Source organism: Bartonella sp. P12B (assembly GCF_055796185.1).
Map to the genome: position 1 here is coordinate 1 of NZ_JBTTDI010000018.1, position 15,706 is coordinate 15,706.

Sequence of the window (15,706 nt, forward strand, 5' to 3'; positions counted from 1 at the left end):
TTGAGCTCTCCATTTTCTGTCCAAATCAAGGACTAAGTTAAAAATTAATCACGTAATAAAATCACGCGTATTTCTTTTGAATCTCCAAAGCAACAGCCGAAGGAACAGGCTCGTAATGATCAAATTGCATCGTATACTGCGCACGCCCTTGACTCATCGAACGAAGAGTATTCACATAACCAAACATATTCGCCAAAGGAACCATTGCATTCACAACTGTAGCAATACCGCGCGCCTCAGTTCCTGAAATCTGACCACGGCGAGAATTTAGATCACCAATGACATCACCCACATAATCTTCCGGAGTCACAACCTCGACCTTCATAATTGGCTCAAGAAGCTGCGCTCCAGCCTTCTTCGCCCCATCACGAAAAGCTGCACGAGCAGCGATTTCAAAAGCTAGAACAGAAGAATCAACATCGTGATAGCCACCATCAATCAAAGTAGCTTTTACACCAAGCATTGGGAATCCTGCAAGAGGCCCTGATCCCATAACACTCTCAATCCCCTTTTGAACACCCGGAATATATTCCTTAGGAACAGCACCACCAACAACCTTTGACTCAAAAATGAAATCATCACCTTCATGAGGTTCAAAAATAATTTTTACACGAGCAAATTGACCAGCACCACCAGATTGCTTCTTATGTGTATAATCAATTTCTGCGGTTTTGGTAATCGATTCACGATAAGCAACTTGAGGCTGCCCAATATTTGCCTCAACCTTAAATTCACGCCGCATACGATCAACAATAATATCAAGGTGAAGCTCACCCATTCCAGCTATAATAGTTTGCCCAGATTCCTCATCAGACTTCACACGAAATGAAGGGTCTTCAGCAGCTAAACGATTGAGCGCTATACCCATTTTTTCTTGGTCTGCCTTTGTTTTTGGCTCAATTGCAATTTCAATAACAGGCTCTGGAAAATCCATCCGCTCTAAAATGATAGGCTTTAACGGATCACAAAGAGTATCACCTGTTGTTGTTTCTTTAAGCCCCGCAAGAGCAACAATATCACCAGCAAACGCTTCCTCAATATCTTCACGAGAATTTGAATGCATCTGAAGCATACGCCCCAAACGTTCTTTCTTTCTCTTCACTGTATTTTCAAGAGAAACACCTTTTTGAACTTTACCAGAATAAATACGACAGAAAGTCAACGAACCAACAAATGGATCATTCATAATTTTAAAAGCAAGCATAGAAAGGGGAGCATCATCTGAAGATTCGCGCGTCGCTTCAGCCTCAGTCTTCACATCAACACCACTAATTGCAGGAACATCAACCGGGGAAGGAAGATAGGAAACAACAGCATCTAAAAGCGGCTGAACACCCTTATTTTTAAAGGCCGTACCACATAAAACCGGATGAAACTGAACTTCTATAGTTCCCTTACGAATAAGAGCAACAAGCTCTTCATTGGTTGGCATAACACCTTCCAAATAAGCCTCTGTCGCAGCCTCATCAACCTCAACCGCCATCTCAATTAACTTTTCACGATACTCTTCCGCCCTTTCCATTAAATCGGATGGAATATCGCTCACAACTGCCGAAGCCCCAATGGAACCATCCCACTTCAAAGCCTTCATTTCAACAAGATCAACAACACCCTCGAAATCATTTTCAGCGCCGATTGGTAACTGTAAAACAAGCGCCCTAGCACCCAACCGCGAACCAACCATTTCTACACTACGATAAAAATCAGCACCTATCTTATCCATTTTATTGACGAACACCATACGTGGTACACGATATTTCTCAGCCTGCCTCCAAACCGTTTCTGTTTGAGGCTCCACACCAGCATTCGCATCGAGCAACGCTATCGCACCATCAAGAACACGCAAAGAACGCTCAACCTCAATTGTAAAATCAACGTGCCCTGGTGTGTCAATGATATTAAAGCGCCGCTTCTTACCATCGCGCCCTTCCCAAAAGGTTGTCGTAGCAGCAGATGTAATCGTGATACCGCGCTCTTGCTCCTGCTCCATCCAGTCCATCGTAGAAGCACCATCATGGGTCTCACCAATTTTATGATTTTTACCCGTGTAGAACAAAATACGCTCAGTCATAGTGGTCTTACCGGCATCAATATGCGCCATAATACCAAAATTACGATAATCTTCAATTTTATATTCGCGAGCCATTTGCACTTGCCTTAAATTTTAAATATGCCTACCAGCGATAATGAGAAAACGCACGATTAGCTTCAGCCATACGATGAACATCCTCACGCTTCTTTACCGCAGAACCGCGATTATTAGCTGCATCCATCAATTCACCAGAAAGACGATTAATCATTGTCGTCTCATTACGTCCACGCGCCGCCGAAATCAACCAACGGATAGCAAGAGCCTGACGACGATCAGGACGTACATCAATAGGAACCTGATAAGTAGCACCACCAACGCGCCGTGAACGAACCTCAATATGAGGAGCAACATTCTCCAACGCTTGATGAAACAGAGCCACAGGATCTGCCTTTACCTTCTGTTCTACAACCTCAAGCGCACCATAAACAATACGCTCAGCAACTGATTTTTTACCATCAAACATAATGGCATTCATAAATTTTGTAACAACCAAATCACCAAACTTAGGATCTGGATTCACTTCACGCTTTTCTGCTCTATGGCGACGGGACATCGGCTTTGTCTCTCAATATTATTTTGGACGCTTTGCGCCATATTTTGAACGACGCTGTTTACGATTCTTGACACCTTGCGTATCAAGCAAACCACGAATGATGTGATAACGAACCCCCGGCAAATCCTTAACACGACCACCCCGAATCATTACAACAGAGTGCTCTTGAAGATTATGCCCCTCCCCAGGAATATAACCAATCACCTCAAATCCATTCGTTAAGCGGACCTTAGCAACTTTACGAAGTGCAGAATTGGGTTTTTTCGGCGTCGTTGTATAGACGCGAGTACAAACCCCACGCTTCTGCGGATTCGACTGAAGAGCAGGAACCTTATTGCGCTTAACAGGCACTATACGCGGCTTGCGAATCAACTGGTTTACGGTAGGCATGCAACCTTCCTCTTTCGATCTAAGTTCGTCTCACCCACTTGGGCTTTTCATTTCATACATTCCGATAAAATCGGAGCAAAAACCAAGCTCACACATAAAATCGGGTACAGCCGCTATAAACAGCCACCCGATTACAAGCAGAGAAGGCAACAGCCTTTTGCACTAGCATTTGCTTTTAATCTTTAACATGAAACCTGTTCAAATGAAACTCCGGATAAATATCCAAACTTATGCATCACTCTCACATCGTTTACAGGACTCCCTAATAGCGAGAACACATCCATTCGTCAAGAACTAAACAACAGAAAATTCTTAAAAATGAAAAAAAATAAATTATAGACTTTAAAATTTGGTTTTTACCGAAACTCTTGATAAATCAAATTCTCATAGTACTATCGTTCTCCATAATAAAGACAGAACCGCATCTTGGAAACATTCATAAAACACTTTAACGCAGTTATTTAACAAACTGTACATGTAATATTTAAAATGAGCATCATGAAAATAGTAACGTGGAATATTGCTGGAATAAAAGCACGACATGAAACATTATATCAATGGCTCCAGCAAAATCAGCCTGATATAGTCTGTCTACAAGAAATTAAAAGTACCGATGAAAATTTTCCACGCGATGCAATTGAAGGCTTAGGTTATCACATAGAGACACATGGACAAAAAAGTTTTAATGGTGTTGCGATTCTCTCTAAGAAAACACCCGATGAAGTTATCCGTCGCTTACCAGGCAATGACAATGATGAACAAACGCGCTATATTGAAGCCGTTTATTCAACAAACAAAGGCGTTATTCGTGTTGCATCTCTTTATCTACCAAATGGAAATCCTGTCAAAAGCGAAAAATATCCTTATAAAATAGAATGGATGGAAAGATTATACGCGCATGCAAAATCATTGCTTGCATATGAAGAACCTCTTATTCTAGCTGGTGATTATAATGTTATCCCTACTCCATTAGATGCAAAAAATCCTCAACAGTGGAATCATGATGCCTTATTTCTTCCACAAACACGACAAGCATTCCAGAGTATTGTTCATTTAGGTTTTTATGACGCTATTCGTAATGTCACAGAAGCTCCTTCATTCAGCTTCTGGGATTTTCAAGCTGGTGCATGGCTTAAAAATAACGGAATTCGCATTGATCACTTTCTATTATCACCAGAAGCTGTCGATCAACTTATCTGTGCTTATAGCCAAAAAGAAGTAAGAGGATATCAAAAACCATCAGACCATATTCCCGTTTGGGTCCATCTTAATTTCAATTAACAAAGTATGCCATCTGATTTTTTTGAGATAAAAAATATCCCACCAAGAATATAAATGTGCTAGACCGTGCATGACAATATATCTTAAACAATAAACAAGAATAAAAATTGCAAATGAACGGAGGACATCATGAAAAAATCGCTACTAATATTTATTGCAGCAACGGCTATTGGGCTCACACATGCGGCACATGCAGGAAACGATACACTTGAAAAAATAAAACGAACAGGAGAAATTACGCTAGGTGTGCGTGAATCATCAGGTCTAGCCTATGCTCTTGGTAATGATAAATATGTAGGTTTTCACACAGAAATGGCAGAGCGTATTATTGATGATATTTCAAAAAAAGTTGGTAAACCCATTAAAATTCATTATCTTCCCATCACATCACAAAATAGAATCCCTCTCCTAAAAAACAGCACCTATGATTTTGAATGTGGTTCAACAACGAATGATGTTGCACGTGGTAAAGAAGCAGCGTTTGCTTATACCACTTATGTTGAGGAAGTTCGAATTGCTGTAAAGAAAAACTCTAATATTAAATCTCTTGCCGATTTAAATGGAAAAACAGTTGCGACAACGACTGGTACAACATCTGTTCGACTTATCCGTCAAAATAAACGTGCAAAAAATATTCACTTTAATGTTGTGAAGGGAAAGGATCATGGAGATAGCTTCTTATTGTTAGAATCTGGCCGTGCGGATGCATTTGTTATGGATGCTTCAATTCTTGCTGGACATATTGCTAAATCAAAAAATCCATCCGATTATATCATTCTTGATACAGTGCTTTCAGTCGAACCTATCGCTTGTATGCTTCGATTAAATGACAAAAACTTCGAACAAGAAATAAACAATAGCATCGTGCGCCAAATCAAAAACGAATCACTTGAAAAACTTTACGATAAATGGTTTATGAAACCAATTCCGCCCGCAAATGCGATTATCAACCTTCCTTTATCTAAAGCGACAAAATATGCTTGGGAACATCCAAATAATAAACCGCGCGAGAACTATGCAGAAAATAATTTATAGAATTTGAAAAAAACGGCCACACTCTTTGAAAATTGAGTGTGGTTATATTTTAGTTCATTTTTTAATAAATTCAGCATATGTGACTTATGGAAATACAGCTGATTTATTATCTTCTTTTACAGATGACTAAATTATAGGAAATATCAATTAATGGACTTTTCTTTCCTTTGTACAGATGATCTTACCCAAACATTTGTGGCTGGATGCCTTGGAACTCCTGGTGTAAGTCACACCTATTTAGATACACTGCTTGATGGCTTAAAAAATACAGTGATATTATCAATCTCTTCATTAATCTTAGCTGTATTTTTGGGTATCATTATAGGAACAATGCGTACTCTACCAAACACTTCCCTGATTCGTTGCTTCTTGCGTGCTCTTGGGGGGATCTGGGTAGAGATCATGCGTAACATTCCTTTGCTTGTACAAGTGTTTTTATGGTATTTTGTTGTCCCTAAAATTTATCCACCAGCGATGAATTTTTCACCTATTCTGCTCATAACATGTGCCTTAGGATTTTTTACCTCCGCTCGAATCGCGGAACAAGTCCGCTCAGGCATTGAGGCAATCCCTACTGGACAGCGCTACGCTGCTATGGCTATGGGATTTACGACCTACCAAGTTTATCGTTATATCATATTACCGCGTGCTATACGTACAATCATGCCCCCTCTTACCTCAGAGGCAATGGGCATTGTGAAAAATTCCTCTATAGCATTCGCCGTTTCAATAAATGAACTGATGCAATTTCAATATCAAACAATTGAAGAAGTAAGCCATGTTTATGAAAACTATTTCATCGTTACGATTCTTTATATTTTTATAGCCTTATCCGTATTTATCATTATGACAATAATTGAGCAGCTTCTCAAAATTCCTAATTTTCAAACAGAGGAACACTGAATATGATAAATTTCATAACCTCCAAGTTTGATTTTTTTTCTTCTTTCGATTTTTCAGACTTCGATTTTTCATTTTTTACTTTTGATATATTCCATTCCTACATTCTATCAGGTCTGCTGTTTAGTGTTTTTTTGACCATTTTTGCAACGATATTAGGACTGATTTTCGGCACGCTCTTAGCAATGATGCGGCTTTCCTCTATAAAGCTGCTCTCTTGGCTTGCAATAATTTATATAACAGCCATGCGCTCAATACCGCTTGTTATGGTTATCTTGTGGTTTTTTGTGCTTTTACCTTTCCTAACTGGAACATCAATCGGAGCTAACAAATCAGCACTTATTACCTTTACCGCATTTGAAGCCGCTTATTTTGCCGAGATTATGCGTGCCGGTATAAATTCTATTCCGCAAGGACAAAAACATGCTGGACAAGCTCTTGGAATGACATATTGGCAAAGTATGTACATTGTAATTCTTCCCCAAGCCTTTAGAGATATGTTGCCAGTTTTTTTAACCCAAGTCATTATCCTTTTTCAGGATACAACGCTTGTTTATGCAATCAGTGGCAATAGTCTTTTGAATGGTTTTGATATTGTTGCTAACAACTTTGGAGTAAAGCAAGAAGCTTATATCTTGGCAGCACTTTTCTATTTTGTTATCTGTTTCACACTGTCGCAGATAGTTCTATATCTCCAGAAAAAAATATCCATTATTCGCTAATAGGAAAAAAAATGACTACTCATATGATCGAAATAAAAAATGTTTCCAACTGGTATGGCGAAATTAATGTCCTTAAAAATTGTACAACCAATATTAACAAAGGAGAGGTTGTTGTGGTTTGTGGACCATCAGGTTCAGGAAAATCAACACTCATTAAAACCATTAATGCTCTTGTTCCATTCCAAAAAGGTGAAATTTGGATTAACGGGACACCAGTCCATTCAAAAAAAACAGATTTGCCTAAATTACGCAGTCAGGTGGGAATGGTATTTCAGCACTTTGAACTCTTTCCGCATTTATCTGTTGCAGAGAATTTAACAATTGCACAAATCAAAGTCTTAAAGCGCAGTAAAAAAGAAGCACTCGAACGCGGATTATTATATCTTGAACGCGTGGGACTCATCGATCATAAAAATAAATATCCCGGTCAACTTTCTGGGGGGCAGCAACAGCGTGTTGCTATTGCTCGTGCTTTAACGATGGATCCACTCATTATGCTTTTTGATGAACCAACATCTGCTCTAGACCCTGAAATGGTAGGTGAAGTACTCGATGTTATGGTCAGCTTAGCCGAAGAAGGTATGACGATGATGTGTGTGACACATGAAATGGGATTTGCACAAAAAGTCTCTGAGCGTGTTATTTTCATGGATCAAGGAGAAATTCTCGAAGACTGCTCATCCAAAGAGTTCTTTTCTGACCCACAAGCTAGAACACCACGAGCGCAGGATTTTTTATCTAAGATCTTGAACCATTAACGATCATATTACAACCAAAACTACCTCTATTGTAAGCTCAAATATAAGAAATCAAGATCTAATATCAGAGACTGAAAATATTATAATTCAAATATTCAAAAAATAATATTTTTTAATATCATCAGCCAGTAATATTGTTGTACATTTTTTAAATTCATCACAGAGGGCGAAAGCGTGCTCTTGCATAAGACAAATAATCCAATTTCGATTTTTTACATCAGCTTATAAGCTACAGTTAATATTGCTATACCGCGAACAATTTTTTCTACCTGAAGCAACATATTTCCCAGTATTGCTTAAGTATAAAGATTCCCTTTTCTTGCTGCAAGCTGTAACCATGTGCTAGCCTGTACAAGACTTTTTTTGTTCGTTTCCTCGATAGAAACTTTTTCCAAATAATACTCAGCTATAGGATTTCCATAATTTGTTGCCGCTTGCATATAAAGATGATAAGTTTTACAGGGGATTGAGGAATATTTTTTATAGAACACGCAAGTTTAACCAATACATCAGAAACATAGTGTTCATCTTTTGAACCCAAATAAACATCTTTGTTAACGATAGATGCAAAAAATTGTATGCCTTATAATCATCTTCAGAGATACCATCACCCTCTGCATAATTTCCCCTATTGCCTACACAACGTAACGCTGAAAGTGCCTGATTTATTTGCCCATTTTATACAGACATGCCACGTTTCAAAAAATAAAATGCATACTTAGCAGCTTTCTGCATACTATTTGCATCTATCCCATAAACAAGAGAAAGCAGTATACTTAAAAAATAACAATCACGGCTTTTTCTAATGCCTTAAGCCTGTTTAGCATCTACAATTTTTTTCTTATTTTAGTTTGAAACATCACATCTTCTACAAACTTCTTTGTATGGACTAACAATCCTTTTAAATAAAGAAAAAAGATATTTTGCATCTCAGAATTCTAACAGAAAGATGAATAAAGGGAATTGTCCCAAAATCAACTCAAAAGATTCTTTTCTTTTCACCAACAACAAATTTATTTTTAAACATCAATTATCATTTTATATTTTGTAATAAATCGTTTGATACTGTAATATTTTGTTATTTGAATATTCTTGTTATGAAAACATAAAATAACTCGATAGAGAAATGAATTTACTAAAAAGTAGAGTTGAAATAGATAAAATGTCAAGAAACCATTCCAGTGCCAGAATGGTGAGAAACTTAAAGAAAAATCGCTAACATGTTATTTTATAAGCATAAAATGCAAAAAATCTGTTAATTTTTTATTACAATCATTCATGAAAAACACGAGAAGATAAAATTGAAAAAAGAGTCTCTATAAAAAATTGAGAGTTAATAACATAATAAGTTGTTTATAAGAAGAAGATAATAAAAGATTCAATTACATTAAGCGTTCTAAAGCAACAGATATTTTTCTCTGCGCAGCGTGCAATTCTTCAATCCTATTGCGCTCAAGCTCAACAATTTCTGGTTTTGCATTTGCAATAAATTTAGGATTATTTAATTTAACCGATATTTTTTCAATATCCTGTTCAATTTTACTGATATCCTTCATCAAACGAGCGCGTTCAGCTTCCAAATCAATCAACTGCCCCAATGGCAAGCAAAAAATTGCTTCTTGCAAAATCATTTGCGCTGATACAGCAGGAACTTTATCAGAGAAATGAATTGTTTCAATACGTGCTAATTTTTTAAGAAGAGTATCATAACGTTGTACACGCTCTTGCGTTACTTCTCCTCCCTCTACAATAACAAGAGGCGCTAACGTAGCTGCCGGAATATTCATTTCAAAACGCACAGAGCGAATTCCACTAACAACATCAATAAGCCAATTAATATCAGCCGCGGCTTCTTCATCTACAAATATTCCTTCTGGCCATTGTACCAACGCCAGCATATCTGTACGTTTCATGCTTGGCGTTTCTGTAAGAGACCACAATTCCTCTGTCATATGAGGCATAAAAGGATGCAAAATCTTATAAACTTCATCTAAAACCCATGCAGTACAAGCTTGAGATTCATTTTTAGCCTCTTCATTGGAACCTTGAAATACAGGTTTGAGAAGTTCCAGATACCAATCACATAGCGTATTCCAAATGAAGCGGTAAAGAACACTAGCAGACTCATTAAACTTATAACTTTCAATACCAGCAGTTACTGCTGAAACAGTTTTAGAGAGCTCTGTTAAAATCCAACGATTAAGCGCAAGTTTTGCTTTTTCTGGCTTAAAATCTGGATCATGTTTAACACCGTTCATCTTTGCGAACCGTGTAGCATTCCATAATTTTGTAGCAAAGTTACGATAACCTGCAATACGAGAAGGATCAAGTTTTATATCACGACCTTGCGCTGCCATAATAGCCAAAGTAAAACGGAGAGCATCGGCGCTATATTGGTCAATAAGCTCTAATGGATCAATAATATTCCCCTTCGACTTTGACATCTTTGCTCCTTTCTGATCTCGGACCAAAGCATGCACATAAACCGTTGGAAAAGGAACCTCACCCATAAAGTGAATTCCCATCATCATCATCCGAGCAACCCAGAAAAAGATAATATCAAATCCTGTAACCGATAAAGATGTTGGATAAAAGGTAGCCAATTCAATCGTTTTATTTGGCCAACCTAGCGTTGAAAAAGGCCAAAGAGCAGATGAGAACCATGTGTCTAAAACATCTTCATCACGGGTTAATTCAACCACTTCACCGTAATGAGAGAGAGCCGAAGCAAAAGCTTCTTCTTCACTCTTTTCAACAAAAACCACTCCATCAGGACCATACCAAGCGGGTATCTGGTGCCCCCACCATAATTGGCGTGAAATACACCAAGGTTGAATATTTTGCATCCAATTGAAATAGGTTTTTTTCCAACTATCGGGAACAAATTGCGTTTTTCCTTGATGAACAGCCTCTATCGCAGGCTTAGCTAATTCTGCAGCATGAACATACCATTGATCTGTCAAGAATGGTTCAATGGGCACTCCACTACGATCTCCATGAGGAACAGAGTGTGGATGATCATCAACAGCTGCTAAATACCCTCCCTCTTCCATCAAAGAAACAATCCTATCGCGCGCAAGAAAACGATCAGACTGATCAAGATTTTCTATCAATGTTTTTAATTCATCAGATAAAACTAAACCATCGAGAAACTCTTCATTGTCACGCAGAAAAATCTCAGCTTTTTTTGTGAAAATATTGATCAAACGTAGATTATTGCGCTGCCCTACTTCAAAATCATTAAAATCATGCGCTGGTGTAATTTTTACAGCACCACTTCCTGCATCAGGATCTGCATAAGAATCACCAACAATCAATAATTTACGACCAACAAGCGGCAAAATAGCATTTTGTCCTATAAGACTCTTATAACGATCATCTTCAGGATTAACCGCAATGCCTGTATCACCAAGCATTGTTTCTGGCCGTGTTGTCGCCACTGTTATAAAAGTTGTAGCATCACTTGGATCAAAAATTTTACCTTCAAGTGGATATCTAAAATGCCACAAATGGCCTTTAACTTCTTTTTGCTCAACTTCAAGATCCGAGATAGCCGTTAACAACTTAGGATCCCAATTAACCAGACGCTTATCCTTATATATCAATCCTTGCTTATAAAGCGTGACAAAAACTTCACGAACAGCCTGGGATAAACCTTCATCCATTGTAAACCGCTCACGCGACCAATCACACGAAACCCCCAGTCGACGCAACTGGTTCGCAATAACTCCACCAGTTTTGTGACGCCATTCCCAAATACGCTCAATAAATTTTTCTCTTCCCATTTCTTGGCGCGTTGGCTCTCGATGCTCTGCAAGTTGACGCTCAACAACCATTTGCGTAGCAATTCCTGCATGATCCATCCCCGGTTGCCACAATACATTCTTTCCCCGCATCCGCTGGAATCGAACAACAATATCTTGAATTGTCGTATTAAGTGCATGTCCCATATGAAGTGAGCCAGTAACATTAGGAGGCGGAAGCATAACACAAAAGGATTCTGCATCACTTTTTGAACCGACTCCCGCTTCAAACGCACCACGGGCTTCCCACCTCTTTGCAACTCGCTGCTCTATCGAAGCAGCATCATAGTTTTTTTCTAACATTCTACTCACCCATAACGCCGCTAAAAAGCATAGCACATGACCTAAAATCCGATCATATTACCTGCAACCTTATTTATAGACATTGAGCCTGCAAAACCGCAAACAAAATACTTAAAAATAAATGGAAATAACAAAAATAATAATAAAACAACCAGCTAAGATGATTTCTTAATTGCCTTAACAATCTCTTCACGTAAAATGTTTTCCAGCAAAACAGGCAATTGATGCTGCAACCATTCTGCTATAGCGGGACGCAGCACATCCTTTGCGATCTTCTCCGCAGAAGAAATACAATATTCAGATAATTCCACACGACCAGCAGCCATATTTCCCATCTGCGATACAGAGTTCTCATCTCCATATTCTTTTGTTTTATGAGTAGAGCGTTGTTCTTCAGAAGCAAGCTTCACTTTTTGCATATCCACACCAACCGTATTCTTTTCTACCTCTATATTTTCTTTCTCTTCTGTTAACGAATAATCTTTGTTCTCAGAAGAAAGTCCAATACGATCAGCTAAAGCCTTCATTGCATCATCAACCGATAAAGTTGTACCATACCCCCCTTTCGATGCTGATTCTAAACGATCTGCAGAGGTATTCATTGCAACACCTTCATTTAAAAAGTGATCAGATTGAACCGCATTTTCTTCGATTATCTCACGGATAGATGTCAAAATCTCATCCATACTTGGTTCACGTAACACGCTTGAACTCTGTACCATACTTAAAAACCTCTCAAAAACGCAACAACAAACAGAATCATATCCTTAGTGTAAGCAAAAGAATCATAAGATCAACATATCTCCCCTTATATTTTCAAACGTGGTTGTCACCAGTAAGATGCTACACACAACTTTCTTTATTTAAAGCACTAGACCTAATCACCCTACTTTCTAATAGGCTCACCTATCAACATATTATCTTTTACAAACGAAAACTCTTTGTAGATTAATATGTATTATCGGATAGATTTACTCGTTCTTAAACCTAAATAACTTGCAGTCAATTTACCAATGGAAGATTGAACACTATAGCTAGCAACAACAGCATTACGTTCTGCCATCGCAAGTGCAATTTGTGCATTAATTAACTGAGTACGAGAATTTAAAACATCCAATGTTGTCGCCTGCCCAACACGATTTTCTTGAACACGCCCCTTAAGAGCAATCTCAGCAGCACGAACACTCTCACGATAAGCAACTAAAGAAGCGCGTGCCCCCTCTAACTGAAACCACGCAGAAGTAAGTGCCTGTCTTGTATTACTCTGAGCCAAATCAAGCTGAAGATGAGCCTGCCCCAGCTGTTCCCTAGATTGGCGAATTTGAGCAGACGTACGCCCACCTTCAAAAATGGGAACACTCACTGATACCCCTATTGATTTAGAAACTCCATCCTCTCCATCACCACTGTAAATCCGATTATAAGACGCTGTTGCAGAAAAATCCACTTTAGGAAGCAACGCCCCTTCTTTAGCTTTTACATTGTAAAGTCCAGCATCAACCAAATATTTTGCATAAAGAATTGCTGGATGCATGGCAACGCTAAGTTGATAAGCAGCATCAAGATTAACTGGTAAATTTTTTGCCATTGGTGGACGCTTTAATTTTTCAGGATCAGAACCAATAACTTGTCGATAAACTGCCTCAGCTGATTTTACATCAGCACGCGCAAGACTTAGCTCTGAAACAGCTACAGAACGTGCAGCTTGCGCTTGGAAAAGATCAACACGCCCTCCTTCACCTACATCAAATTTTGCTTTATTCGAACGAACTTGTTCTTCAAGAGCTGCCAAATTTTCTCTACGAAGATCAGCAATACGACGGGCTTGATATACATTAGCATACGCTGTTACAGTGTCGAGAAATGTATTTTGCTCAGCATTACGCAAATATTCATGCTGTGCCCGCAACTTAATCTGAGCTGAAGAAAACATATTTTGCGTAATAAAACCGTCGAATAATCTTTGATTGAACCTTATCCCTATAGATCCAGAAGTTGTATAGGGCCCCACCATGGATTTACTCCGCCCATAACTTCCAACCCCTTCAATTTGTGGCAATAAACCAGACCGTGCAATGACCACATCATCACTTGATATACGCACAGCGGCACGTTCACTATTCAATTTAGCATTGTGTCTATAAGCTTTAAAAAAAGCATCCATCAATGTTTCAGCACAAACAGACCGTGCTATAAAACCACTTAAAACCAGCAACAAGAACACCTGAAATTTTTTATTCATTTTGAACACACTATGCACAATCACACACCCCAAACTAACCATAAAATCATCTTTACAAACAAAACAAATACTAAAATATAAAATCAGGCGTTTTAAAAAAACTAGGAAGACCTTTTACAGCGAGATTAAAAGCACGACGCCCCGCAATAACTCCACCTTCTTTTACATAGATTCGCGCAACACCAGAATTACCTTGTCCTTCAACCACAACAAGACGTCCACCATCTTTTATTTGATCAAAAATACCCTCCGGAATAAAATCGACAGAACCTTCGATAAAAATCAAATCATAAGGCCCCCCAACAGCATACCCCTGCTCCAAAGGTCCATGAACCACAACCACATTGTCACACTGATTACGTTTTAAAATCTCAGAAGCACGTTCTGAAAGAAGTTTATTACTTTCCAACGCAACAACAGATCCTGCAAGTTTTGAAAGTAATGCCGCACAATAACCACTCTTTGCACCAATATCTAAAACAACATCCGATAATTTTACAGCTGCAAGCTGAAGCAATTTTGCTAATGAAGCAGGTCCCATAGAATAGCATGTAGGGCACCCATTTTGCTCTGGATATATAGTAATATCGGTATCAAGATAGCTTAAAGCTTTCATAGCTTCTGGGACAAAATCTTCACGAGGTACCATTAAAAATGCTTCAAGCACTGATAAATCCGTCACATCTACTGTACGAATTTGATTATCAACCATTTTGCGGCGAAGCTCTGCAAAATCTGCAACCATAACGACCCTCTTCTCCTACATACAACAAGAATACAACAAAACGGTAATAATGAGAACCTAAAATCCTTTACTATGGGTGTTACAAAAAAATACGCTACAGTCAACAATTCGATTCTAATTACATATTTTTCATGTAAAAGTGTTTTACCATGAAGGAAAGCTGCTTTCTTGCCTCTATTACCCCTAAAGGCCATCTTATTTTGCATCATCTGGAGGCCTCGCCCGGAATCGAACCGGGATACAAGGATTTGCAGTCCTCTGCGTAACCATTCCGCCACGAGGCCTCATCAACAAACACACCAAGTGTCAATAAGGGAAGGCAATACATCCGTCAAGATGTAGAAATTTTCTCTGTTCTTTTTTTCACTTCTTCTACAATTTATAATATTTTTTTGAAAAAAAGTAATTTTACCCTTTGCAAATCAGTATTGCTTTGCTATAGCCCTTGCAGTTGAATGATTGAGCACTATTCCCCGGTAGCTCAGTGGTAGAGCAACCGGCTGTTAACCGGTTGGTCGCTGGTTCGAATCCGGCCCGGGGAGCCACGTTATTTTTCACTTAAAATAACTCATTGATTTTCTATATATTTTTTGTAGTGAGGGACCTGTAAATAAAAGCAAGGGAATAGAATTTTCAAATCTACCACTACTTTGCAATTCTTTCAATTCCGAATCAGCAGTACTTTTTGGGGAGTTTTTTAAGTTTTAAAATCTCTAACTTTTGCTGACCCACCTTTTGAGGTGTGTGAAGATATTGTCCAGCGCATCCATAAGACGAGCAATATCGATAACAAACATAAAAGCAATGAACGCAATCCACTTCACAAAACAAGACATCATCTTCAAACCCTGATAGGCATTGATCATCTCATGAAGAAGCTGT

Annotated in this window: 12 protein-coding genes and 2 tRNA genes; 6 read left to right on the forward strand and 8 right to left on the reverse strand. The window is 38.5% G+C overall.

Going from position 1 to position 15,706, the window contains the following annotated elements:
* Nucleotides 1-61 precede the first annotated feature (61 nt).
* From fusA to rpsL, 3 genes are read right to left on the reverse strand one after another with little or no spacing between them, the layout of a single operon-like run.
* Complete coding sequence (gene fusA / locus AC0QT1_RS07660; protein WP_473201198.1) at nt 62-2,146, reverse strand: elongation factor G; 2,085 nt, start codon at nt 2,144-2,146, stop codon at nt 62-64.
* Nucleotides 2,147-2,174: 28 nt separating this feature from the next.
* Nucleotides 2,175-2,645: a 30S ribosomal protein S7 gene (gene rpsG / locus AC0QT1_RS07665; RefSeq protein WP_473201199.1), complete on the reverse strand. Its 471-nt coding sequence runs from the start codon at nt 2,643-2,645 to the stop codon at nt 2,175-2,177.
* An 18-nt stretch (nt 2,646-2,663) separates the two neighbouring features.
* On the reverse strand, nt 2,664-3,035 hold the full coding sequence (gene rpsL / locus AC0QT1_RS07670; RefSeq protein WP_241438641.1) for a 30S ribosomal protein S12: 372 nt from the start codon (nt 3,033-3,035) through the stop codon (nt 2,664-2,666).
* A 498-nt stretch (nt 3,036-3,533) separates the two neighbouring features.
* Between rpsL and xth the strand changes: the two genes are divergently transcribed.
* The 5 genes from xth to AC0QT1_RS07695 all read left to right on the forward strand — a co-directional run bounded on the left by xth (nt 3,534) and on the right by AC0QT1_RS07695 (nt 7,731).
* Nucleotides 3,534-4,316, forward strand: coding sequence for an exodeoxyribonuclease III (gene xth / locus AC0QT1_RS07675; RefSeq protein ID WP_473201200.1), 783 nt, complete (start codon nt 3,534-3,536; stop codon nt 4,314-4,316).
* 129 nt (nt 4,317-4,445) lie between these two features.
* Complete coding sequence (locus tag AC0QT1_RS07680; protein ID WP_473201201.1) at nt 4,446-5,351, forward strand: transporter substrate-binding domain-containing protein; 906 nt, start codon at nt 4,446-4,448, stop codon at nt 5,349-5,351.
* A gap of 150 nt (nt 5,352-5,501) precedes the next feature.
* Nucleotides 5,502-6,254, forward strand: coding sequence for an amino acid ABC transporter permease (locus AC0QT1_RS07685; RefSeq protein ID WP_473201202.1), 753 nt, complete (start codon nt 5,502-5,504; stop codon nt 6,252-6,254).
* A gap of 2 nt (nt 6,255-6,256) precedes the next feature.
* Nucleotides 6,257-6,973, forward strand: a complete 717-nt coding sequence (locus AC0QT1_RS07690) for an amino acid ABC transporter permease (protein WP_473201203.1) — start codon at nt 6,257-6,259, stop codon at nt 6,971-6,973.
* An 11-nt stretch (nt 6,974-6,984) separates the two neighbouring features.
* On the forward strand, nt 6,985-7,731 hold the full coding sequence (locus AC0QT1_RS07695) for an amino acid ABC transporter ATP-binding protein (protein WP_473201204.1): 747 nt from the start codon (nt 6,985-6,987) through the stop codon (nt 7,729-7,731).
* Nucleotides 7,732-9,113: 1,382 nt separating this feature from the next.
* Here the strand turns inward: AC0QT1_RS07695 and AC0QT1_RS07700 are convergent.
* From AC0QT1_RS07700 to AC0QT1_RS07720, 5 genes are all read right to left on the reverse strand, one after another.
* Nucleotides 9,114-11,837 carry a valine--tRNA ligase gene (locus AC0QT1_RS07700; RefSeq protein ID WP_473202025.1) on the reverse strand — a complete coding sequence of 908 codons (2,724 nt, stop codon included), beginning with the start codon at nt 11,835-11,837 and terminating at the stop codon, nt 9,114-9,116.
* A 155-nt stretch (nt 11,838-11,992) separates the two neighbouring features.
* The gene (locus AC0QT1_RS07705; protein WP_473201206.1) at nt 11,993-12,559 is read right to left on the reverse strand and encodes a DUF2497 domain-containing protein; all 567 of its coding nucleotides are present in this window, start codon (nt 12,557-12,559) and stop codon (nt 11,993-11,995) included.
* A 236-nt stretch (nt 12,560-12,795) separates the two neighbouring features.
* Nucleotides 12,796-14,121: a TolC family outer membrane protein gene (locus tag AC0QT1_RS07710; protein ID WP_473202026.1), complete on the reverse strand. Its 1,326-nt coding sequence runs from the start codon at nt 14,119-14,121 to the stop codon at nt 12,796-12,798.
* 28 nt (nt 14,122-14,149) lie between these two features.
* A complete protein-coding gene (locus AC0QT1_RS07715) occupies nt 14,150-14,824 on the reverse strand; it encodes a protein-L-isoaspartate O-methyltransferase family protein (protein WP_473201208.1) in 675 nt (224 codons plus the stop codon).
* A gap of 210 nt (nt 14,825-15,034) precedes the next feature.
* Nucleotides 15,035-15,108 (reverse strand) — tRNA-Cys (locus tag AC0QT1_RS07720).
* A gap of 186 nt (nt 15,109-15,294) precedes the next feature.
* Between AC0QT1_RS07720 and AC0QT1_RS07725 the strand changes: the two genes are divergently transcribed.
* Nucleotides 15,295-15,369: transfer RNA gene (locus tag AC0QT1_RS07725), tRNA-Asn, on the forward strand.
* The last annotated feature ends 337 nt before the right edge of the window (nt 15,370-15,706 follow it).